The organism is Enemella evansiae, assembly GCF_002250705.1.
In the GTDB taxonomy this organism is placed as follows: Bacteria; Actinomycetota; Actinomycetes; order Propionibacteriales; family Propionibacteriaceae; genus Enemella; species Enemella evansiae.
Genome location: NZ_NMVP01000022.1, coordinates 1 through 21,653, shown reverse-complemented (window position 1 = coordinate 21,653; position 21,653 = coordinate 1). Strand labels below are relative to the sequence as shown.

At 69.5% G+C, this 21,653-nt stretch carries 19 protein-coding genes; 7 read left to right on the top strand and 12 right to left on the bottom strand.

The window, feature by feature from the left end:
- Nucleotides 1–109: 109 nt before the first annotated feature.
- Nucleotides 110–994 (bottom strand): phosphoribosylaminoimidazolesuccinocarboxamide synthase, encoded by an 885-nt coding sequence (locus tag BI335_RS12155; RefSeq protein ID WP_229119572.1) that lies wholly within the window; start codon nt 992–994, stop codon nt 110–112.
- A 120-nt stretch (nt 995–1,114) separates the two neighbouring features.
- On the opposite strand from BI335_RS12155, the gene BI335_RS12150 reads away from it, so the two are divergent.
- Nucleotides 1,115–2,083, top strand: a complete 969-nt coding sequence (locus BI335_RS12150; protein WP_094431237.1) for a diacylglycerol/lipid kinase family protein — start codon at nt 1,115–1,117, stop codon at nt 2,081–2,083.
- Between the two features lie 11 nt (nt 2,084–2,094).
- Here BI335_RS12150 and purB read toward each other — a convergent pair whose 3' ends face one another.
- The 9 genes from purB to BI335_RS12105 all read right to left on the bottom strand — a co-directional run bounded on the left by purB (nt 2,095) and on the right by BI335_RS12105 (nt 10,716).
- Nucleotides 2,095–3,525: an adenylosuccinate lyase gene (purB, locus tag BI335_RS12145; protein WP_267489866.1), complete on the bottom strand. Its 1,431-nt coding sequence runs from the start codon at nt 3,523–3,525 to the stop codon at nt 2,095–2,097.
- The gene (purD, locus tag BI335_RS12140) at nt 3,522–4,853 is read right to left on the bottom strand and encodes a phosphoribosylamine--glycine ligase (RefSeq protein WP_094431235.1); all 1,332 of its coding nucleotides are present in this window, start codon (nt 4,851–4,853) and stop codon (nt 3,522–3,524) included. The genes purB and purD overlap by 4 nt, the downstream gene beginning before the upstream one ends.
- A 41-nt stretch (nt 4,854–4,894) precedes the next feature.
- Nucleotides 4,895–6,178, bottom strand: a complete 1,284-nt coding sequence (locus BI335_RS12135; protein ID WP_094431233.1) for an adenylosuccinate synthase — start codon at nt 6,176–6,178, stop codon at nt 4,895–4,897.
- 96 nt (nt 6,179–6,274) lie between these two features.
- Complete coding sequence (locus BI335_RS12130) at nt 6,275–6,784, bottom strand: DUF3151 domain-containing protein (RefSeq protein ID WP_229119571.1); 510 nt, start codon at nt 6,782–6,784, stop codon at nt 6,275–6,277.
- Between the two features lie 34 nt (nt 6,785–6,818).
- Entirely contained in the window at nt 6,819–7,364 is a 546-nt protein-coding gene (locus BI335_RS12125) for a hypothetical protein (protein ID WP_094431229.1), read from the bottom strand.
- Between the two features lie 49 nt (nt 7,365–7,413).
- A complete protein-coding gene (fbaA, locus tag BI335_RS12120; RefSeq protein WP_094431227.1) occupies nt 7,414–8,442 on the bottom strand; it encodes a class II fructose-bisphosphate aldolase in 1,029 nt (342 codons plus the stop codon).
- A gap of 59 nt (nt 8,443–8,501) precedes the next feature.
- Complete coding sequence (locus BI335_RS12115) at nt 8,502–9,038, bottom strand: hypothetical protein (RefSeq protein WP_094431225.1); 537 nt, start codon at nt 9,036–9,038, stop codon at nt 8,502–8,504.
- 56 nt (nt 9,039–9,094) lie between these two features.
- A complete protein-coding gene (locus tag BI335_RS12110; protein ID WP_229119570.1) occupies nt 9,095–9,871 on the bottom strand; it encodes a GntR family transcriptional regulator in 777 nt (258 codons plus the stop codon).
- A gap of 248 nt (nt 9,872–10,119) precedes the next feature.
- Nucleotides 10,120–10,716: a TrmH family RNA methyltransferase gene (locus BI335_RS12105; RefSeq protein WP_229119569.1), complete on the bottom strand. Its 597-nt coding sequence runs from the start codon at nt 10,714–10,716 to the stop codon at nt 10,120–10,122.
- A 57-nt stretch (nt 10,717–10,773) separates the two neighbouring features.
- Here BI335_RS12105 and BI335_RS12100 point away from each other — a divergent pair, with 57 nt between their 5' ends.
- Entirely contained in the window at nt 10,774–11,520 is a 747-nt protein-coding gene (locus BI335_RS12100) for a DedA family protein (RefSeq protein ID WP_411266756.1), read from the top strand.
- A 10-nt stretch (nt 11,521–11,530) separates the two neighbouring features.
- On the opposite strand, the gene BI335_RS12095 is transcribed toward BI335_RS12100, so the two are convergent.
- Both BI335_RS12095 and BI335_RS12090 read right to left on the bottom strand, forming a co-directional pair.
- Complete coding sequence (locus BI335_RS12095) at nt 11,531–12,724, bottom strand: acyl-CoA dehydrogenase family protein (RefSeq protein ID WP_094431221.1); 1,194 nt, start codon at nt 12,722–12,724, stop codon at nt 11,531–11,533.
- Nucleotides 12,721–13,893, bottom strand: a complete 1,173-nt coding sequence (locus tag BI335_RS12090; protein ID WP_229119568.1) for a CaiB/BaiF CoA transferase family protein — start codon at nt 13,891–13,893, stop codon at nt 12,721–12,723. The genes BI335_RS12095 and BI335_RS12090 overlap by 4 nt, the downstream gene beginning before the upstream one ends.
- Before the next feature lie 138 nt (nt 13,894–14,031).
- Between BI335_RS12090 and BI335_RS12085 the strand changes: the two genes are divergently transcribed.
- The 5 genes from BI335_RS12085 to BI335_RS12065 all read left to right on the top strand — a co-directional run.
- Complete coding sequence (locus BI335_RS12085) at nt 14,032–15,525, top strand: conjugal transfer protein (protein WP_094431218.1); 1,494 nt, start codon at nt 14,032–14,034, stop codon at nt 15,523–15,525.
- Nucleotides 15,526–15,556: 31 nt separating this feature from the next.
- Nucleotides 15,557–15,790: a hypothetical protein gene (locus BI335_RS12080; protein ID WP_094359183.1), complete on the top strand. Its 234-nt coding sequence runs from the start codon at nt 15,557–15,559 to the stop codon at nt 15,788–15,790.
- A 48-nt stretch (nt 15,791–15,838) separates the two neighbouring features.
- Entirely contained in the window at nt 15,839–16,294 is a 456-nt protein-coding gene (locus tag BI335_RS12075) for a hypothetical protein (RefSeq protein ID WP_094359185.1), read from the top strand.
- The gene (locus tag BI335_RS12070) at nt 16,291–19,338 is read left to right on the top strand and encodes an ATP-binding protein (RefSeq protein WP_094431216.1); all 3,048 of its coding nucleotides are present in this window, start codon (nt 16,291–16,293) and stop codon (nt 19,336–19,338) included. The genes BI335_RS12075 and BI335_RS12070 overlap by 4 nt, the downstream gene beginning before the upstream one ends.
- Nucleotides 19,335–21,653, top strand: a 2,319-nt coding sequence (locus BI335_RS12065) for a type IV secretion system protein (protein ID WP_144009120.1), incomplete at its 3' end; no start/stop codon positions are given. The genes BI335_RS12070 and BI335_RS12065, both read left to right, overlap by 4 nt.

The following is a 21,653-nucleotide window of genomic DNA, read 5'->3' as shown; positions in this document are numbered from 1 at the left end:
GGCGGGCCGGGCGGCGGCGGCCCCCCGAAGGGCCGGCCCGGCGGCGGTCCACCATTCGGCGGCGGGCCCTGGGGCGGCCCGCCCCAGGGCGGCTGCTGCCACCCGCCGCTCATGACCGGAACTCCCGCCCGGTGAGCCGGGAGAACGCGCTCGCATAGCGATCCCGGGTGGCGGCCACCACGTCCGCGGGCAGCGGCGGCGGTGGCTCGTCGCCGTTGCGGTCCCAGTCCTGGGCGAGCAGCCAGTTGCGGACGAACTGCTTGTCGAAGGAGTCCAGCGACTCCGGCCAGCTCGCCGCCTCCCAGAACCGTGACGAGTCCGGGGTGAGCACCTCATCGGCGAGCACGATCGTGCCGTCGGCCCGGCGACCGAACTCGAGCTTGGTGTCGGCAAGGATGATCCCGCGCTCGCGCGCCATCCGCTCCGCGGTGGCGTACACCTCGAGGGTCAGCCGGCGGATCTCCTCGGCCGTCTCGCGGCCGACCTGGCCGACGACGGTGTCGAAATCGACGTTCTCGTCGTGGTCGCCGAGCGCGGCCTTCGTCGCCGGGGTGAAGATCGGCTCCGGCAGCCGGGCGCCGTCGGTGAGCCCCTCGGGCAGCGGTACGCCACAGACGCTGCGGTTCTGCTGGTACTCGATCCACCCCGACCCGGTCAGATAACCCCGGGCCACGCACTCGACCGGGATCATCTCCAGCTGATCGCAGATCACCGCCCGCCCGCGGACCGCATCCGGCACCTCGGTGGAGAGCACGTGGTTGTCGACCAGGCCGGCGAGCTGCTCGAACCACCACAGCGAGAGCTGGTTCAGGATCGCGCCCTTGTCGGGGATCCGGCTGGTCAGCACCCAGTCGAAGGCGGAGATGTTGTCGGTGGCCACCATCAGCATCGAGTTCTGATCGGGCAGCGCGTACAGCTCCCGCACCTTGCCGGCGTGCAGCAGCGGCAGGTCGAGGACGTCGGCGAACTGTGGTTCGATCTGGTTCGTGGGCACGCGCCCAGCGTAATGGGGGCAGCGGTGCACCGAGTGACCCTGCAACAATCGGGTATCCCTCTAGCAAGGCATGCCCACCCCGCATGACCAGAAGTCGATCAAGCGCGAAAGGAAGACCGCATGCCAACCGCTGCAGTCGTGTTCAATCCCGTCAAGATCTCGATCGAGGATCTCCGCGAGACCATCGACCCGATCGCCCAACAGGCCGGCTGGTCGGAGTCGATGTATCTGGAGACCAGCGAGGACGATCCGGGTACCGGGATGGCCAAGGAGGCGCTGGACCGCAACGCCGATGTGGTGCTCGCGGTCGGCGGTGACGGGACCGTGCGTGCGGTCGCCGAGGCACTGCGGGACACCGGTACGCCGATGGCGCTGGCGCCGCAGGGCACCGGCAACCTGCTGGCCCGCAACCTGGAGCTGACGCTGGACAACCTGAACGAGTCCGCCGAGGCCGCGTTCAACGGAGTGGACCGGCCGATCGACCTCGGCGTCGCCGTCTGGAGCCGCAAGGACGGCAAGCAGGAGGAGCACTCCTTCCTGGTGATGGCCGGCCTGGGCCTGGACGCGCAGATGATCTCCAACACCGACGAGGACCTGAAGTCCAAGGTCGGCGCGCTCGCCTATGTGAAGTCGATCGTCGAGTCGCTGAAGCACAACCACCGGATGCGGCTGGTGTACCAGCTGGACAACAACCAGCCGCAGCGCGGCAAGATCCACACCGTGATGGTCGGCAACTGCGGCTCGCTGCAGAACAACATCCTGCTGCTCCCCGATGCCGCGGTCGACGACGGCATGCTCGACATCATCGCGCTGCAGCCGCAGGGCATCCTCGGCTGGCCGCAGATCCTGTGGAAGGTGCTGGTGGAGAACGCCCTGCTGCGCCTGCCCGGCACCAAGCAGCTGGCGAACAACAAGAACGAGCACCTCAGCTACCAGCAGGCCCAGCGGATCGAGATCTCGCTGCGTGACCCGCAGGAGATCGAGCTGGACGGCGACCACTTCGGCGAGGTGCTCTCGGTCCGCGTCACCGTCGACCCGGGCGGCCTGATCGTCCGGATGCCGGCGGGCTGGACGCCCAGCGACAACTGATCAGCGACTGATCAGAGCACCGCACCCGGCCGGTACGCCGCGGCGTCCGGCCACTGCTCGGCGAGGGTCTGCACGCGCTGCACCAGCTGCGCGACCTGGGCCCTCGCCGAGCCGGACAGCTCCAGCGGCTCGGTGATCAGGGCGTCCAGTTCCGCGCGCTCCAAGCCGAGCCGCTGATCGGCGGCGAGCCGGTCGAACAGGTCGTTGTCGGCGCGGCCGGTCTCCCGCATCTCCAGCGCCACCGCGACCGCATGCTCCTTGATCGCCTCGTGCGCCTGCTCCCGGCCGACGCCCTTGCGGACCGCGGCCATCAGCACCTTGGTGGTCGTCAGGAACGGCAGGTACCGCTGCAGTTCGGCCTCGATCACCGCATCGAAGGCGCCGAAGTCGCCGAGCACGGTGAGGAAGGTCTCGAACAGCCCGTCCAGGGCATAGAACGCGTCCGGCAGCGCGACCCGGCGGACCACCGAGCACGACACGTCGCCCTCGTTCCACTGGTCGCCGGCCAGCTCGCCGACCATCGACACGTAACCGCGCAGCACCACCGAGAGCCCGTTCACCCGCTCGCAGGAACGGGTGTTCATCTTGTGCGGCATCGCCGAGGAGCCGACCTGCCCGGGCTGGAAACCCTCGGTGACCAGCTCGTGGCCGGCCATCAGCCGGATCGAGGTCGCCACATTCGACGGGGCGGCCGCGGTCTGCGCCAGCGCGGTCAGCACGTCGAAGTCCAGCGACCGCGGATAGACCTGCCCGGTGGAGGTGAGCACCCGCGCAAACCCAAGCCTGGTTGCGATCCGGCGCTCCAGCTCCGCCTGCTTCTCGGCATCGCCACCGAGCAGATCGAGCATGTCCTGGCTGGTACCGACCGGGCCCTTGATGCCCCGCAGCGGATAGCGCGCGATCAGCTCCTCCACCCGCTCCCGGGCCACCAGCAGCTCGTCGGTCGCCGTCGCGAACCGCTTGCCCAGCGTGGTGATCTGGGCCGCCACATTGTGCGAGCGGCCCGCGATCGCCCGGTCGGCGTACTCGGCGGCGATCCGGGTCAACCCGACCAGCGTCGTCACGATCCGGTCGTGCACCAGCTTCAGCGAGGCCAGCACCTGGTACTGCTCGATGTTCTCGGTGAGGTCGCGGGAGGTCATCCCCTTGTGCACGTGCTCGAAACCGGCGAGCGCGTTGAACTCCTCGATCCGCGCCTTCACATCGTGCCGGGTGACCCGCTCACGAGCGGCGATCGATTCCAGGTCGACCTGCTCGAGAACCCCTTCGTAGGCAGCGATCACCGCATCCGGGTCGTCCCCGCCGAAGTCCACCCCCAGATCCCGCTGTGCCTCCAGCACCGCGATCCAGAGCCGGCGCTCCGCGACGATCTTGTTCTCCGGCGACCAGATGTCCCGCATCGCCGCCGACGCGTAGCGATTGGCCAGCACATTGGGGATCACGCCTGCTCGCTCCGCTCGCTCGTCGACTCCACCTGGAACAGCCCGCCCTCGGGCACCTCGTAATTCGGGATCTCGTGGTGGGCGGCCTTCGCGGCGATGTCGGATCGCCAGAAAACCTTCTCCAGATGGAAAGCGTTGACCGCGGCGTACACCATGTTGCGGGCGAAGCCGAGGGTGTGGCCCTTACCCGTGACGGTCATCACCCGGCCGCCGGTGACGATCAGGTTGCCCAGTTCGTCCCGGCCGGTACCGCCGTGGAAGAGCTTGATGTTGCCGGAGCGGAACTGGCCCTCGAAGATCCGGGTGCCGGTCACCGGCTCGCCCGGGTAGCCGTCGGCGGCGACCACCACACCGACCGCGTACCCGTTGCTGAACTTCAGCGGCGGCGCGTCCGCGAGCCTGCCGGTGGCCGCGGCGTACAGCACCTGGCCCAGCGGGGATTCCAACTGCAGCAGCAAAGGCTGGGTCTCCGGGTCGCCGAAACGGGCGTTGAACTCGATCACCTTGACGCCCTTCGGCGTCAGCGCCAGCCCGGCGTACAGCAGGCCGACGAACGGCGTACCGCGGCGGGCGAGTTCGTCGATCACCGGCTGGATGATGTGCTCGGTGACCTGCTCCTCCAGATCGGCGGGCGTCCAGCCGAGCGGGGTGTACGCCCCCATGCCGCCGGTGTTCGGGCCCTTGTCGCCGTCGTAGGCGCGCTTGAAGTCCTGGGTGGCCTGCATCGGTGCCGCGGTGGTGCCGTCGCAGATCGCGAACAGCGAAACCTCGGGCCCGGAAAGGAATTCCTCGACCACCACGGCCCCGCCGTCGGTGCGGAGGATCGCCTCGGCATGGTCGAGGGCGGCCTGCCGGTCCTCGGTGACGACGACGCCCTTGCCGGCGGCCAGTCCGTCGTCCTTGACCACGTAGGGGGCGCCGAACTCGTCGAGCGCGGCGGCCACCTCGTCGGCGGTGCGGCAGACCTCCGCGCGGGCCGTCGGTACCCCGGCGGCGGCCATCACCTCCTTGGCGAAGGCCTTGCTGCCCTCGATCCGGGCCGCGTCGGCGGACGGGCCGAAGCAGGCGACGCCGGCCTCCCGGACGGCGTCGGCGACGCCGGCGACCAGCGGCGCCTCCGGGCCGATCACGACCAGGTCGACACCCAGCTCGCGGACCAGCGCGGTCACCGCCGCCGGATCCACCGGGTCGACGGCATGCAACTGCGCCACCTCGGTCATCCGCGGATTGCCCGGGGCGGCGTGCACCTCGCTCACCTCGGGATCACGCTCCAGGGCGTACGCCAGGGCATGCTCACGCGCCCCGCTGCCGATCACCAGTACCTTCATCCTCGCTCCTTCGCGCGATCCATCCGCATCCGACCACTCGCTCAGAGCAGGTCGTGCACCATCACCGACTGCTCCCGGCCGGGGCCGACACCGATCCCGGAGATCCGGGTACCGATGAGTTCTTCCAGCCGCTTCACGTAGTCCTGGGCCTTGACCGGCAGCTCGTCGAACTCGCGGGCGCCGGAGATGTCCTCGGTCCAGCCGTCGACCTCCTCGTAGATCGGGGTGGCGGCGGCGAACTCGGCCTGGGTCATCGGCATCGTGTCGTGGCGTACCCCGTTGACGTCGTAGGCGACGCAGACCGGGATCTTCTCCCAGCCGGACAGGATGTCGAGCTTGGTCAAGAAGACGTCGGTGAAGGCGTTCGCGCTGGCGGCGGCCTCGACGACGAGCGCGTCGAACCAGCCGGTACGCCGCGGCCGGCCGGTGGTGACACCGAACTCGCCACCGGCCTCCCGCAGCCGGTCGCCGTCGGCGTCCAGCAGCTCGGTCGGGAACGGGCCCTCACCGACGCGGGTGGTGTAGGCCTTGGCGATGCCGATCACCCGGTCGATCCGGGTCGGGCCGACACCGGTGCCGGTGCAGGCGCCGCCGGCGGTCGGGTTGGAGGAGGTGACGTAGGGGTAGGTGCCGAGGTCGACGTCCAGGTGGTGGGCCTGGGCGCCCTCGAAGAGCACCACCTTGTCCTCGTCCAGCCCGTCGTTGAGCAGCCGGGAGGTGTCGGCGACCATCGGCCGCAGCCGCTCGGCGTAGGAGGTGAGGGTGTCGATCACCTCGTCGGCATCGAGGGCGCGGCGGTTGAAGATCTTGACCAGGATCTGGTTCTTCTGGTCCAGCGACGCCTCGACCTTGGCGCGCAGGATTTCCGGATCGAACAGGTCCTGGACGCGGATGCCCATCCGGTTGATCTTGTCGGAGTAGGCCGGGCCGATGCCGCGGCCGGTGGTACCGATCTTGCGCTTGCCGAGGAAGCGCTCGCTGACCTTGTCGATCGTGGTGTGGTAGGGCGCGATGACGTGGGCGTTGGCGGAGACCTTGAGGTTGTCGCTGTCCACCCCGCGGGCGGCGAGGTCGTCGATCTCGGAGAAAAGCACCCCGAGGTCGATCACCACGCCGTTGCCGATCACCGGCATGGCGTTCGGGTTCAGCATCCCGCTGGGCAGCAGGTGCATCGCGTACTTCTCGCCGTTCACGACCAAGGTGTGGCCCGCGTTGTTACCGCCGGAGTAGCGCACACAGAAGTCGATGCGGTCCCCCAGCTGGTCGGTGGCCTTCCCCTTGCCTTCGTCGCCCCACTGGGCGCCCATCACGATGATGCCGGGCATGTCAGCCTTTCTCAGCTACAGCTTCTTCGGCCCGTTCGGGCCAGGTCAGCCAAAAAGGGTCCCGCGTGCTGCCAAGGACCCTCTTGACACCTCACCCTACCGAGTTTTGGCGTCAGTGTCCTTCTGACCGTTCTGCTGGGCGGCCCGGTTGCCCATCGGCAGGCTGTCGCTGAGCTCGTCGTAGCCGGTGAAGGAGGAGTCCTTGAGGAACTGGCTGCAGCGCTGCGCCTCGTCGGCCTCGCCGATCCGGTCGGCGGCCACCGCCAGCGCCCACAGGCAGCGCAGGAAGCCGCGGTTCGGGCCGTGCTCCCACGGGATCGGCCCCGACCCCTTCCAGCCGGCGCGGCGCAGCGAGTCCAGGCCGCGGTGGTAGCCGGTCCGGGCGTAGGCGTACGCCGACACGTCGGCATCGTCGGTGCCCACCCCGAGCGCCCCCTCGGCGAGCAGCGCCCAGCACAGGCTGGACTGCGGGTGCTTGCGAACGATCTGGACGAACCGTTCCCGCCCGTGCTCGGCGATCTCGGCGGCGGCCGGATCGTCCGGGAGACGGGTGGCGGGGGTGGTTCCGTGGCTGGCGAGCAGGTTCTCGTGCGGCTTCTCGGTCACCGGCCCAGCGTAGCCACCCGGTCCGCCGAGCATCTCAGCGGAGCAGGACCAGCCAGCCGAGCAGCACCAATCCCAGCAGCAGCGCCAGCGCCACGGCGCCGATCGCCGCGATCAGTCCGGTCTTCTGCTGCCAGCCCATCCGGGTGGTCCAACCCTGCTCCTTGAGCGCCCGGTCGACCAGGGCGCGACCCTCCTCGGAGCTGAAGGTGTAACCGGCCTCTTCGACGAACTGCCCGTCGGCGTCCCAGCCGTAGACCTGCTGGCTCGACCATTCCCGGATCCGGCCGGCCACCTGGCTCACCTCACCGGTGAGCACCGGGACCGGGCCCTCCCCGGGATTCACCGCGGTCCACTCGACCTGCTGCGACAGATCGGTCACGGTCGCGGCGCCGGCCTGCTCATCGAGGACGATCCGATGGGTGAAGACCTTTGACAGCCCGCGGCGGGCGAAGAGCGTACGCCAGGTCGCGTTGACGACATTGAGGGTGACGTCGCAGCCGTCGGGGGTCTCGATGACCCGGTAGGGCGTACCGGCGGTGAGCTGCCGGACCCGGGCCACGAACTGCTGCGTTGTGGGCATGCGGCTCAGGTTAGGGGCGGCAGGGGTTCACCGCCGGTACGTCGCGGGTTCAGACGTGGGTGCCGGCCGAACCCAGGTTCTCGCAGGCCTCGACGACCCGGGCGGCCATCCCGGCCTCGCCCGCCTTGCCCCAGGCGCGCGGGTCGTAGTCCTTCTTGTTGCCGACCTCGCCGTCGATCTTCAGCACACCGTCGTACTTGGTGAACATGTGTCCGGCGACCGGCCGGGTGAAGGCGTACTGGGTGTCGGTGTCGACGTTCATCTTCACCACGCCGTAGGAGACGGCCTCGGCGATCTCCTCGGGCAGCGAACCGGAGCCGCCATGGAAGACCAGGTGGAACGGCTTGGCGCCCTCCTCCAGGCCGAATTCCTTGACGACGGCGTCCTGGGCGGCCTTCAGCACCTCGGGCTTCAGCTTCACGTTGCCCGGCTTGTAGACGCCGTGCACGTTGCCGAAGGTCAGCGCGGTCATGTAGTAACCGCGGTCACCGTAACCGAGGGCCTTGGCGGTGGCGATGGCGTCCTCGGGGGTCGAGTAGAGCTTGTCGTTGATCTCGTTGGCGACCCCGTCCTCCTCGCCGCCGACGACGCCGATCTCGACCTCGAGGATGATCTTCGCCTCCTGGCAGAGCTTGAACAGCTCCTCGGCGATCTCCAGGTTCTCCTCCAGCGGCACCGCGGAGCCGTCCCACATGTGCGACTGGAACAGCGGGTTCTGGCCGTTCTTGACGCGCTCGGCGGAGATCGCGAGCAGCGGGCGGACGAAGCCGTCGAGCTTGTCCTTGGGGCAGTGGTCGGTGTGCAGGGCGATGTTCACCGGGTACTTCTCGGCGACGATCTGGGCGTACTCGGCGAGTGCGGTGGCGCCGGAGACCATGTCCTTGACGGTCGGGCCGGAGAGATACTCGGCACCGCCGGTGGAGACCTGGATGATGCCGTCCGACCCCGCCTCGGCGAAGCCCGCCAGCGCGGCGTTCAGGGTCTGGGAGCTGGAGATGTTGATGGCCGGGTAGGCGAAGCCCTGCTGCTTCGCGCGGTCCAGCATCTCGGCGTACACCTCGGGTGTGGCGATAGGCATGTCATCACTCTTTCTCTTGATCGGGCAGGCCTCACCCCAATCCTTTCACGACGGGAGACTCAGTCGTCGACGACGGTGAGATCGACCCCGTGCCGGCCCGAGGAGTACGCCCGGGTGGCCGAGTCGAGGCTGCCGGGCAGCAGCGCCAGCCCGTCCAGCGGGAAGGCCCGGACCTGGCTGTCGGTACCGATGATGTCCAGCCGGTAGCCGTGGCCGGGCCGGCCATTGGCCGCGCGTACCCGGGCGATCTGCTCCCAACCGAGCGGCCCCTCGGCAGTCTCGATGCCCCGGTGCGAGAGCGTCAGCGCCAGGCCGTCACCGACCTCGCGGCGGCCATTGCGCAGCGCGCGGAGCCAGAGCAGGTTGGCCAGCAGCGAGATCAGTCCGGTGATGCTGGAGAAGGCGAGCACCCAGCGCAACAGCTGGCCGGTCTCCCCGGGTTGGCTCTTGGTGACCAGCCAGCCATAGAGGAACAGTGCCGCCAGCGCGGCGACCGAGATGCCGGTGCTGACCAGTCCCCAGATCACCCGGCGCCGCTGCGCCCCGATCCGCTGCTCGGCCCGCAGCGGGTCATAGAAGATGGGGAGCTGCTGCATGCGGCCCAGTGTAGGTGCGCGGGTTCACCACGTTCATCGTGTCGGGATGAACGCAGCTAGCTCGAACCGGTGGGGGTGACCGACATGTGGATCCGGTACCGGTCGCCGCGATAGCTGGAGGTGGCGAACTCGATCACCTGCGTACCGGCCCAGGTCACCCGCTCCTGCACCAGCAGCGGTGCGCGGCGGGCGATGCCGAGCACGGTGGCCTGGGTCTGGTCGGCGGCCTCGGCGCGGATCGACTGCACCCCGGAGGTGACCCGGATGTCGTAGTCGGCGGCGAACACGTCGTAGAGCGAGCCCAGCTCGCGGGTCAGCAGCCCGGGGAAGCAGTGCGCCGGATAGAACCCGATCTCGTGCGCCATCGGGGTGTCATCGGCCAGTCGTAACCGCTCCACCCGGATCACCGGCTGCCCGGCCGGCAACTGCAGCTGCTCGCGGACCAGCTCGTCGGGCTCGGCGACCTCGTCGGCGGACAGCACCTCGGTCCGCGGCTCCAACCCGCGGGCCCGCATCTCCCGGGAGAACGAGGTCAGATGCAATCGCGTGTTGATCCTGGGCCCGGTGACATAGGTGCCCTTGCCGTGCACCCGCTCCAACCGGCCGGCCTCGACCAGGTCGCTGATCGCCTGGCGTACCGTCACCCGGGAGACCCCGAGCTGGCGGACCAGCTCCCGTTCGGAGGCGATCGCATCGCCCGGGCGCAGCCGGCCGGCGATGATCTGTTCGAGCAGCTCGCGGACCTGGGAACGCTTGGTGGTCGGCGGCACGATCGGGACGACGGTGGGTTCGAACGGGGCAGCCTGCAGGCTGCCGTCCTCGATACCCGGCACCAGCCTCCACCTTCCACGTCGTCGCAGGGTCCAGTATGTACCACCGGTCCAGCTGGTCTGGTCCGGGTCATCCGGCCCCCCGGTTGCCTACCCTGCTGCGGTGACCAACCAGCCGCAGCCTGTTCCCTGAGCGAGGAGCGCAGCGACGAGTCGAAGGGCGTGGCTTCGACTCGCTGGCGCTCGCTCAGCCGACGTGTGGGGAATGCCTGCGCTCGCTCAGCCGACGTGTGAGTGGCGCAGGCGCTGGCTCAGCCGACGTGGGGGTGCTGGAGCCGCCAGGCGTACATCGCGATGGCGGCGGCCGCACCGGCGTTCATGGAGCGGGTCGAACCCTGCTGGTCGATCGCCACCAGTTGGTCGCAACCGGCGACGAGTTCGTCGGTCAGCCCGGCGCCCTCGGAGCCGAAGACCAGGCAGCAGCGTTCCGGCAGCTCACTGGTCTCCAGCGGTACCGAGCCGGGCAGGTTGTCCACCCCGACCACCTGGTACGCCGCAGCGGTCGCCCAGGCCAGGAAGTCGGCCTCGCTCACGTGGTGCTGCACGTGCAGATAACGGTCAGTGACCATCGCGCCACGCCGGTTCCAGCGACGCCGTCCGATGATGTGCACCCCGGCCACGTTGAAGGCGTTCGCGGTGCGCACGATCGAACCGATGTTGAAGTCGTGCTCCCAGTTCTCGATCGCGACGTGCAGCGGCGTACGCCGGGTGTCCAGATCGGCGACGATCGCCTCCAGACGCCAGTAGCGGTAGCGATCGACGACATTGCGGCGATCCCCCTCGGCCAGCAGCTCCGGGTCCAGCCGCGGGTCGTCGGGCCACGGCCCGGACCACGGTCCGACCCCCACCGCGGTCGTCGTCGGGGACGGTTCAGGGTCGATGGGGGCCGGCGGGTCCCCCTGTTGATGTTCGGTACGCACAGTTCCGGACGGTATCTTGACCCCGTGCTCTCCACCTACGCCCTCGTCCCGATGCTGATGCCGGACTGGCTCTCGCCCGAGCGGATCATCGGCGCCGCCGGTCCCTACGCGCTGTGGGTGGTCGCCCTGATCGTCTTCGCCGAGTGCGGGATCTTCTCGCTGCTGCCCGGTGACTCGCTGCTGTTCACCGTCGGCCTGTTCATCAAGGTTCCGGTGGTCGCCGGTGCGCCGCCGGTGATCCACTACTTCGGCTCCGAAGTGGCCACCCTGATCTTCTGCTGCATCGTGCTGACGATCGCCGCGATCCTCGGCAACATCTCCGGTTACTGGATCGGCAGGCTGATCGGGCCGCCGCTGTTCAAGCCCCGCGAGGGCTTCATGGGCAAGGTGTTCAACCCGGTCTATGTGGACAAGACCCACGACTTCTTCGACAAATACGGCGCCAAGGCGCTGGTACTGGCCCGCTTCGTGCCGATGGTGCGCACCTTCGTCACCCTGGTCGCCGGCGTGGCCCGGATGCCGTTCCGCACCTTCATCCTGTGGACCGCCATCGGCGGCGTGCTGTGGGCGTGCGGCGTCACCACGCTCGGCTACTTCCTCGGCCAGTTCGACATCATCAAGAACAATCTCGAGGCCGCGGCCATCCTGATCGTCTTCGTCTCGATCCTGCCGATGCTCTTCGAGTTCCTCTCCGCCCGCCGCGCCAAGAAGAAGGAAGCCGCTGGCGCCTGAGGCGTACGCCTCAGCGGAACGCGCTCACCCCGGTCAGGGCGGCCCCGATGGTGAGGGCGTGCATCTCGGTGGTGCCCTCGTAGGTCAGCACCGACTCCAGGTTGTTGGCGTGCCGCATCACCGGGAACTCCCCCGAGATGCCGTTGGCGCCGAGGATGGTCCGGGCGGTGCGGCAGATCTCCAGCGCCTTCGCCACGTTGTTGTATTTGCCGACCGACACCTGCTCCGGCCGCAGCCCGACGGTGTCCTTGCGCCGGCCCAGATGCAGCGCGAGCAGCTGCCCGGTGATCAGCTCGGTGGCCATCTGCGCGAGCTTGCCCTGGGTGAGTTGGAAGCCGGCGATCGGCCGGCCGAACTGCTGCCGCTCGGTGGCGTAGCTCAGCGCCGCGTCCAGACAGGACCGGGCCGCGCCGAGCGAGCCCCAGACGATCCCGAAGCGGGCCTCGTTCAGACAGGACAGCGGCCCCTTCAGCCCGCGTACCTCCCCCAGCACCGCGTCTTCGGGGAGGCGTACGCCGTCGAGCGCCAGTTCGGCGGTGACCGAGGCCCGCAGCGAGAGCTTGTGCTCGATCTCGTGCGCGGCGAAACCGGGGGTGTCGGTGGGCACCACGAACCCGCGGATGCCGCCGTGCTCGTCACCGGCGTTCGCCCAGACGACCGCGACGTCGGCGATCGAGCCGTTGGTGATCCACAGCTTCGACCCGGTCAGCACCCAGTCCGAGCCGTCCCGGACCGCGCGGGTCCGCATCGAGGCCGGGTCCGAGCCGTGGTCGGGTTCGGTGAGCCCGAAGCAGCCGATCGCCTCACCGGTCGCCATCTGCGGCAGCCACTGCTGCTTCTGCTCCTCGGTGCCGAACTTCCAGATCGCATACATCGCCAGCGACCCCTGCACCGACACCAGCGAGCGGATCCCGGAGTCGGCGGCCTCCAGCTCGGTGCAGGCCAGGCCGTAGTCGACCGCGCTCATCCCGGCGCAGCCATAGCCGTCCAGGTGCATCCCGAGCAGGCCGAGCTTCCCGAACTCGCGGGCCAGCTCACGCGCCGGCAGGCTGCCGGCCTCGTACCAGTCGGCGATATGCGGTTCGACGATGTCGGCGCACAGCTCGCGGACGCTGGCCCGCACGCTGCGCTCGTCGGCGCTCAGCTGGTCGTCGATGCCGATCAGGTCCTGCGGGTTCGGCGGGGTGCGGGTCGGCTTGCTCATCGGGCCTCCTCGGTCGGTACGGATGGGGAATCGGTGGGTGCCTGCAGCCAGGCGCGGATCGCGGCGTCCTGCTCGCCGAGGGCCGGTGGCGGGCACGGATCGGGCAGCTCGGTACCGACCCAGCGGACCGGGTGCCGCAGCTGCCGGCCATGGCCGTCGGGCAACTCGATCGTCGGGGCGAGGCCGAGTTCACCGGCGAGTTCGATGGCGCGGTCGATGTCGTTGACCGGTCCGGCCGGTACCCCGGCGGCGGTCAGCTCGGCCACCCAGTCCTCGGCGTCGCGCTGCCGCAGCACCGCCTCCAGGTCGGCGATCAGTTCGGGGCGGTGCGCGACCCGGTCCGGATTGTGGGCATAGCGCGGGTCCTCGGCGAGTTCGGGGCGATCGAGTACGCCGCAGAGCCGCGCGAACTGCAGATCGTTGCCGCAGGCCACCGCCAACGGTCGGTCGGCGGCCTGCAGGGTCTCGTAGGGGGCGATCGAGGGATGCTGGTTGCCCATCGCCCGCGGCGGCGTACCGGTCGCCAGCGTCGCCTGGCCCTGGTTGACCAGCGCCCCGAGCAGGCTGGTCAGCAGCGACACCTCGAGCCGCTGACCCAACCCGGTGCGTTCCCGGGCGAACAGTGCGGCGAGTACGCCGGCGGCGACGTCCTTGCCGGTGAGCACGTCGACCAGCGCGACCCCGACCTTGGTCGGCTCACCATCAGGTTGGCCGGTGACGCTCATCAGCCCGCCGACCGCCTGCACCACGAAGTCGTAGCCGAGCATCCGGGCTCCGGCCTCGGTGCCGAACCCGGTGATCGAGCAGTGCACCAACCCCGGATTGGCGGCACGCAATTGATCGAAGCCCAGCCCGAAGCGCTCCATGGTGCCGGGGGTGAAGTTCTCCAGCAGCACGTCGGCACGCAGCGCCAGTTCGCGGGCCAGCCGCAGGTCCTCGGGGTCGCCCAGGTCGAGGGTGATCGACTCCTTGCCGCGGTTCACCGAGGCGAAGTAGGTGGCGCCGTGCTCGGTGAACGGCGGCCCCCAGGCGCGGGTGTCGTCACCGTGGCCGGGGCGTTCCACCTTGATCACCCGGGCCCCGAGATCGGACAGCGTCATCGAGGCCAGCGGACCGGCGAGCACCCGGCTGAAATCCGCGACCAGAATCCCCTCCAGTGGGCCCGTCACCGTGCTCCTTCCGTTCGCCGGTACGCAGGATTTCAACGTAGCGGCAGCTGCCGGATGGTTCATTGCGGGGTGAATCGACAGCTGACCCCGGCATCGGAAAGAATCGCGTACTGCGTCCCCCGACAGTGGAAGTTGCCGATGACCGACCGACGAGATGGATTCCCCCGACCGGGCACCGGTCCCGGGAATGGGTCCGCTCGTCCCGGTGACCCCCAGCGAGCCCGCGAGGGCAGCGGGGAGGACGCCACCATCCTGCGCTCCGCGCTCCGCCAGGGCCGCGGTGACGGCGGCCGAGCGAACGCCGGCGGCCCGCAGCAGCCGCCGCCGAGGCGTACCAGCGAGGACCACTGGGCCGCCCCGACACCCCAGCAGCCGATCCCGAGCCAGCACGCCCCGAACCAGCCGCCGCCGCAGCGTCCGGCCGATCCACAGGGCATCCGCACCGGCAGCGGCCAGCTCCCGCCGAGCGGCCCCACGGCGTACCCACAGCATCAGGCCTCGGCCACCCCGCCGCCCCCGCCGGCCGCCGTAGCCGTCCCCGGGCCCGCCGACGACGATGACGACGAATCCGGTGAGCGCCCCGCCGGGCACCGGGTCCGGACCCGCGACGGCGCCGAACTGGTCGTCCCGCTGCCCGGCCGCCGGCTCTCCGATGCCCGCAGCGCCGCGAAACTGTTCCGCGGGCTCGCCGTCGCGGCCCTGGTCCTGTCGGTGCTCGCCGCCGCCACCGTCGGCGGCTTCCTGGCCGTGCTGGCGACCCGCGGCCTGCCGCAGGGCGGGCGTACCGGAACCCAGGCGGACACCTTCAACGCCGACGCGGCCGCGGTCTTCGGCAGCCAGTACCTGCGCTACTGCCTGGCCCGCGGTGGCGCCGACGACGCCAACCGGTTGTCCTCGGCCCGCGCGATGAGCACGGTCGACGACCCGGCCTGCAGCGCCGCCGGGGAGAGCCGGCCGCGGCGGATCGACAGCGTCCAGTTCAACGGCACCGTGCAGCCGGTGCAGGGCATGTCCCGGGCCCGTTATCTGGGTTTCTCGACGATGGGCAGCGACGGCCAGGCCAGCTATCTGGTGCCGATCTATCTCGACGATCCGGCCACCGGCGCCGGCCCGCGGGTGAGCGGCATGATCGGCATGATGGCCAGCGGCGGTTACGGTCAGCCGGCCGCCGACGACCCGAATGCCGGGCAGCCGTTGACCGATCTGGATCTGGCCGCGGTGATGAAGTCCAGCTTCCTGCCCGAGTTCCTCGGTGCCTGGGCGAGCAGCTCGGACAGCCTGAGCCAGTACCTCACCCAGAACGCCACCGAGTCCGCGCGGGCGGGATTGAACGGCGCCCTGAAGCAGCTGCAGGTCACCGACGTGGTGGCGCTGCCGCCGAAGTCGGCGCACCAGGGCGGGCAGCGGTTCGACTACGGCAACGGCGCCCGGGTGGAGCTGCAGGTCGAGGTCAGCGCGAACTCCAGCAGCCAGACCAACCAGCCGTACGCCTACCGGGTGATCGTCGAGCAGAACGGCGGCAAGTGGTTCGTCGCCGATGTCCAGGCGGCCGTCGCCAAGGTACCGTCGGGCGCGGCCCCGCCACCGCCGCGCACGACGACCCGCCCGAGCGGTTCGGCGACACCGCGATGACCACCCCCGGACCGTTGAAAGGGAGCTCGTCATGACCCAGATCATCGAGAACCTCTCCTCGCAGATCGCCGCCGTCGGCGGGGCGGTCGCGACGCTGGCGTTCATCCTGCTCGGCATCAAGCTGATCATCACCTTCCACCGCGGCGGCGGGCTGCGCGAGGCGCTGTCCGGGGCCGGGGTGATCTTCCTCGGGCTGATGCTGATCGGCGCGGCCGGCATCCTGGTCGGTGCGATCCAGCAGGTGGTCAAGGGCATCGGCGGCTGACCCCGCGTCTGGGAGGATCGGCCCAATGTCTGCAGGGAATTGGTAGGGATGCGATCGAGTGACTACACCCGGCTGAAACAGCGGGAGAACAAGCTCTGGGAGTTCGGCGGGATCGCCATTCCCGGTGGCCTGTCGACGGTCCGCGCGGCCGTCGGCGGCGGGTTCTTCGTCGTCGGCGCCGCCATCGCGGCGATCGTCGGCCGCCTCGTCGGCTCCCCGATCGTCAGCGTGATCGGGATGGTCGCGGCGGTGCTGGCCGGGGTGATCGGTTACTTCTGGGCCGGCCGGCCGAGCGAGGACCGGATGACCCTGCCGCAGCGGATGGCGGTGCTCGCCGACTACACCTTCGCCCAGCCGCGCCGGATCTCCGGTTTCAGCCGGGACTCCGAACCCGACCAGATCCACTGGCAGGCGATCATCTGGGAGCCGACCGACGGCGACTGGTTCGAGACCCGTCGGGTGTACGCCGACCACTACGGTTCGGATGACCGGGGTCGCGGATGATCAACGGCATCCTGATCGCGTTGCTGGTGGTGGCGTTCTTCGTCGCCATCGGAGTGGTCTGGTCCGCGCTCACCGCGGGCCGGCGCCGCGGGCGTACCGGGCCGGAGGCGGCCGCCGGTGGTGGGCAGCGGCGGCAGGCCCGCGAGGATCTGCGGCTCGGCTACCGCTACGACGACGGGTCGGTGTTCGTGCACCAGAACACCGTGTGGACCGGGTTCCGGCTGGAGCCGGTGGGCGACATGTACATGGGTGCGGAGGATGTCGAGGCGCTCGCCTACCAGGCCACCCAGGCGCTGGTGAACACTGCCTCCGACGGCGAACCGGTGCAGGTGCACTACCGGCTGACCCACCAGCCGTTCAACGTCGATGAGTGGAAGCACCAGCTGGTCCGCAACTCCTGGAACCCCTCGAGGCTCTACCGCACCTACCTGGATGCGACCGCGTTCTTCCTGCGGCACACCCGCACCGTCCGCCCGGTGGCCTACCTGCTGATCCAGATCGACACCCTGGCGACCTCGACGCTGGCCGAGATCAAGCAGTCGGCGAACGCGGCGCTGATGGGCGGCCACGACGAGTTCATCCCGCCGGACCTGGCCGCGCGCTGGGAGGTGATGGCGCAGCGGGTGCTGCGCAACGTCGCCACCCTGGGGCCGGTGCAGCCGATCAGCCGTGCCGATCGGATGTGGCTGATCCGCAAGCCGTTGGCCGGGCACTTCGCGCCGACGATGAACGACTTCCCGCAGAGCAAGCCGTGGGGTGAGGGCGAGTTCGCGCTCTGGGTGGACTTCACCGCCGAGAACCGACGGCAATACCTGCACATCTCCACCCTGAACGAGAACGTCGCCGAGGCCGACCGCTCCGACGAGTCGGATGCGCTGGATTCCTACACCGCCTGCCTGGCGGTCGCCGAGTGGCCCGAGGAGACCGCGACCAATGCCGGCCAGGCCTGGATCCGGCACTTCGCGAACGCCGGGGTCGAGGTGTCCTATCGGATGGAATTGCTGCCCCCACGCAAATTCCGGGAGCAGCTGGAGAAGATCAACAACAACCTGCGCGGTGAGCTGAAGAACATGGGCTCGGCGACCGGTGGGCAGATCACCGACATCCTGGTCGCCGACGAACAGGTACGCGCCGAGGATGCGCTGTCCCGGGCCCGGCAGGCACCCAAGCCCGGTGTCCTCGGACAGATCATGGTGCAGGTCTCCGCACCCACCCTGGAGGAGCTGAACGCCCGGGTCGAGTCGCTGGTGATCGACACCAAGAACACCCTCAACGACGCGATCCTGGTCCGCCCCAGCCGCTACCAGTGGCGGATGCTGGCCAGCTTCCTGCCCGGTACCGGGCCGAAACTGGTCTCGGTCCCCTACGTCCGGCTCACCGATCCCGAACAGTTCGGCGTCGGTTTCCCGCGCGCCGGTGTGGTCATCGGCGACCGGCAGGTGCGTTCCGCCGAGGGCCGCTCGTTGGGCTGGATGGGCAACTACATCGGCGAATCCCAGGGCGTACCGGTCTTCCACTCCCCGCACTCGGGGGTGGCCCGCAACTCCGGCGGCGGTGTCTTCATCGTCGGCGGCTCCGGTGGTGGCAAGTCCTCGCTGGCCCTGCTGATGTTCTTCCAGGCAAGCGAATCCGGCGTCCAGACCGTCGTCCTCGACCCGAAGGTCGACTTCGCCCAGTTCTGCTACTACCTGTCCTTCGGGCCGCAGGTGAACCATCCCGGTTTCCAGGCCGAGGCCGCTGCCGGGGTGCTCGGCACCGCCCGCTCCCGGTTCACGCCGGTGAACCCGGAGTTCTGGGCCGACACCGAGGTGATCGACATCGTCGCCTCCGCCCCCGGCGTACTCGATCCGTGGCAGGTGGAGACCAATCTGGAGTCCGGCGCGCTGCTGGCCGATGAGATGCTCACCATGTTCCTCGGGCAGAAGGTCCGCGACCGCTTCGACGATGTGATCGTGCCCGCCATCGAGACCGTCAAGCAGCGTTACCAGTTGCGGATCAACCAGCGGATCGCCGAGGTCCAGGCCCAGCAGCAGATCCCGGACCACCAGCGCGGCGAGGTCGCCGAGAAGGTGGCCCGGCAGGTGCGACGCCCCACGCTGTGGGAGGTCGTCCAGGTCGTCGGCGAGGAGGCCGCGCGGATCGAGCAGCTGCCCGAGGTGCCGTTCGAGATGAAGCGGGAGTTCTCCCGCGCCGCGATCCAGCTGCGTCAACTGCTCGGGCTGCCCTATTCCTCGCTGGCCTTCGCCGAGGAGCCGGCCGGGTTCGCCCGGCTGCGCAAGCGGCGTACCGTTTTCACCCTGCGGGGCATGAAAACTCCGAAGTCGGCCACCGGTGAGGACACCTGGTCCAAGGAGGAGCGGCTGGCCGCTGCGATCATGTATGTGCTGGTGAAATATACCGCGCAGATGCTGGACAACAAGCAGTCGGTGAACCCGGTCACCGGGCGGACCGGTGACATCCAGCCGAAGATGCTGTTCGTCGACGAGTCCTATCTGGTCACCGCGACCAAGGGCGGCCGCGAACTGCTGCTGACCACCCTCGCCCAGGGCCGGTCCTATGGGTTGATCACGGTGCTGATCGACCAGCTCGCCTCCCGGCTGGGGCAGATCGAAACCTCTTCCCGGGAAGGGGATGCGGGGCCCTCGGCGAACCAGGTGCAGTCGGTGTTCGCGTTCCTTCAGCGCTCGGACGCCGACGCCCGGCAGGTCGCCCCGCTGCTCACCCGGCACAACAGCGAGGTGATCTCCGCCGCGCTGCTGCCGATCGGGATGGGTGGGCACCTGGAGACCGGCCGCTGCCTGTTCCGGGACATGGACTTCCACGTCGCACTGACCGACATCGACCTGCTGTTCAAGGAACTGCTGCGCGCCTCGGACACCAACCCGACCACCCGCTCCGCCTCCCAGCGGCATCCGATCTCCGCCGACCCGTGGGAGTGGGAGTTCATCACCAACGACGAGCGCGAGGCCGCCGTCGCCGAAGCCGGCGTGCTCGGCGAGCAGGAGGACGCCGAGGCGGCCGAACCCGTCGGGGGCCAGTCGTGACCTCCCCCCGTTCCCTGAGCGAGGAGCGCAGCGACGAGTCGAAGGGGCATCCCCCGAAGCGACGTGGCTTCGACTCGCTCGTTCCTCGCTCGCTCAGCCGACGGATCCCAAAAGCCCTGCTGGTGCTGGTGTTCGCGGTGGTGGCGGTGGTCGCACTGCTGCCGACCGGCACCTCGCGGGCCGCCGAGCCGCCGGAGTGTGCACCGCTGCCGATGTTCTCGGGCAACCAGCCGTACGCCCAGGACGCGGCGTCGATGATGGCGGTCGGGCAGCTGTTCGACCCGCGCGGGCGACCGGTCGAGGTCTGGGACACCGCCAAGGGGCGCCCGATGCCGGCGTACACCCTCTATGAGGCGATGGGGACCTCCGGCGCCACCTGGTCGCACACCAAACTCGCGCAGCAGGAGGGATTCAAGGACTTCCCGCCGCGTACCGACTACAACTGCGCGTACCTGCCGTCGGCGCTGAACATGGTCGCCAACTCGATCTTCGATCTGGCGAAGCTGGTCGGCGCCGGTGCGATCTCGGTCCGTGGGCTGGCCGCGAACCCGCAGCTGGTGATCAATCTGCTGACCCAGGCGGTCGCGCCGGTGAACCGGTTGTCCACCGGGTTGTTCCTGTCCATGTCGGTGGTGATGATCATGCTGACCGGTCTGCTGGTGGTCTTCACCGGCGGGATGCGCGGGCCGGGCAAACAGCGGGAAACCCTGCAGGCATTGATCGGCGTCGGCATCTTCATGGTGATCGGCACCTTCCTGGTGCTGCCCTCCACCCAGGTCACCCAGGGTGGCGGCAGCGAACAGAAACCCAACTACTACTGGCTGACCAGTTCGGCGCTGAACACCATCAACGACGCCAACGGTCAGCTCTCCTCGGTGCTGCTGCCCAACCAGTCCAGCCCGTTCTGCTCCACCAGCAGCGGGGACGCCCGCCGCTCCTTCGACTGCCTGATCTATCAGAACGTGGTGCTCGACCCGTGGGCGACCGGCCAGTTCGGCACCTCGCTGTCCGATCCGATGCCGTTCACCACCGGGGAGGTGAAGCGCTTCAAGGCATCGGCGGATCGGTTGATCCCGCCGCCGAACCAGCCCGGCAGCGATGTCCGGCTGGTGCAGCTGTGGGCGCAGGGCCAGACCGCCACCGAGGCCACCTGGGGTGATCGACCACCGGGCAATCCGACCGATCCCAATGACGACAAGATCGAGAACCGGCAGGGCCAGTGGAACATCGTCCGCGAGGTGGTGTGGTCGCAGTACCACGACCAGTACCCGACCTGGCAGGGTGCGAACGCCGGGGAGCGGGTCAACCTCGGGTTGTTCTCGATGCTGCTCGCGGTGCTCGTCGGCGCCTTCCTGGTCGTCACCTCGGGGTTGTTGCTGTTGTGGAACTCGGTGCTGGTGGCCTTGTTCTTCTTCCTACCGGTGATCGCGCTGCTCGGGCTCTTCCCACCCACCCAGAGAATTTTCCGGGCCTGGTTGATGACCTGGTTCAAGGCACTGCTGCTCAGCTTCGTCTTCCAACTGCTGCAGACGATCGCGATGCTGCTGGTCACCGCGGCGCTGAAGCTGCCCGGTACCGGGATGGGCATGAAGGCCGTGCTGATGGTGATGCTGCTGCTCGGGTTGTGGAAGGTGGTCTCGCTGATCCGCGGCGATGCGCAACCGGCGACCGCGACCGCCTCCGGGTCGGTCGAGGCCCGGGCCGGGCGGGACGAGCCCCGGACCATCACCCAGACGGTGACCAATCTGCCGGCGGCCGCGCTGGCCCAGATGACCGCGGCCCGCAACCGGATGGCCGGCGGCGGGTCCACCGCGGTGTCCCGCAACGGCGGCCCGGCCGGCCGGGCACCGGGGGTGAACCGGCCCGGCACCATGGGCCGCAGCCTGAACGCACCGACCCGGCGCAAGCAGGACGCCCGGGTGGCGGCCGCACTGAGTGAGGCCGAGGAGCGCTGGGTCAGCGAGCACGGCACCCCGATGGATGAGCGGAACCGGCTCCGGGTGCGCGAGGAGATCGTCCGCTCACTCGGTGCGGAGGAGGCGGGCCGGGTCAGTGCCGCGGCCGCCGGTCCGCTGGCCCGGGTGCCGGGGCTGGGTGCGGCGCTCGGCGCGGGCGTACGCTCCAGCCAGGCGCGTGAGGAGGCCGCGGACAAGCTCGCCAACCAGCCGCCGCCGCAGCCCGGCATCCAGATCAACTCGACCAACTACAACTACTTCCGTGGCGGGCCGAATGTGGCCCGGGCGGCCGATGCCGGGCCCGACCCGGAGTCCGCCGAGGCGGCCCGGGCGGCGCGTGCCGAGGCGCCGGGGCTGGCA

What these genes read in the sequence shown, in the direction of transcription:
- BI335_RS12085 (WP_094431218.1), top strand. Translation starts at nt 14,032, where the DNA reads ATGACCGACCGACGAGATGGATTCCCCCGACCGGGCACCGGTCCCGGG.
- BI335_RS12100 (WP_411266756.1), top strand. Translation starts at nt 10,774, where the DNA reads ATGTTCGGTACGCACAGTTCCGGACGGTATCTTGACCCCGTGCTCTCC.
- purD (WP_094431235.1), bottom strand. Translation starts at nt 4,853, where the DNA reads ATGAAGGTACTGGTGATCGGCAGCGGGGCGCGTGAGCATGCCCTGGCG.
- BI335_RS12080 (WP_094359183.1), top strand. Translation starts at nt 15,557, where the DNA reads ATGACCCAGATCATCGAGAACCTCTCCTCGCAGATCGCCGCCGTCGGC.
- BI335_RS12135 (WP_094431233.1), bottom strand. Translation starts at nt 6,178, where the DNA reads ATGCCCGGCATCATCGTGATGGGCGCCCAGTGGGGCGACGAAGGCAAG.
- fbaA (WP_094431227.1), bottom strand. Translation starts at nt 8,442, where the DNA reads ATGCCTATCGCCACACCCGAGGTGTACGCCGAGATGCTGGACCGCGCG.
- BI335_RS12095 (WP_094431221.1), bottom strand. Translation starts at nt 12,724, where the DNA reads ATGAGCAAGCCGACCCGCACCCCGCCGAACCCGCAGGACCTGATCGGC.
- BI335_RS12115 (WP_094431225.1), bottom strand. Translation starts at nt 9,038, where the DNA reads ATGCAGCAGCTCCCCATCTTCTATGACCCGCTGCGGGCCGAGCAGCGG.
- BI335_RS12125 (WP_094431229.1), bottom strand. Translation starts at nt 7,364, where the DNA reads ATGCCCACAACGCAGCAGTTCGTGGCCCGGGTCCGGCAGCTCACCGCC.
- BI335_RS12150 (WP_094431237.1), top strand. Translation starts at nt 1,115, where the DNA reads ATGCCAACCGCTGCAGTCGTGTTCAATCCCGTCAAGATCTCGATCGAG.
- BI335_RS12075 (WP_094359185.1), top strand. Translation starts at nt 15,839, where the DNA reads ATGCGATCGAGTGACTACACCCGGCTGAAACAGCGGGAGAACAAGCTC.
- BI335_RS12070 (WP_094431216.1), top strand. Translation starts at nt 16,291, where the DNA reads ATGATCAACGGCATCCTGATCGCGTTGCTGGTGGTGGCGTTCTTCGTC.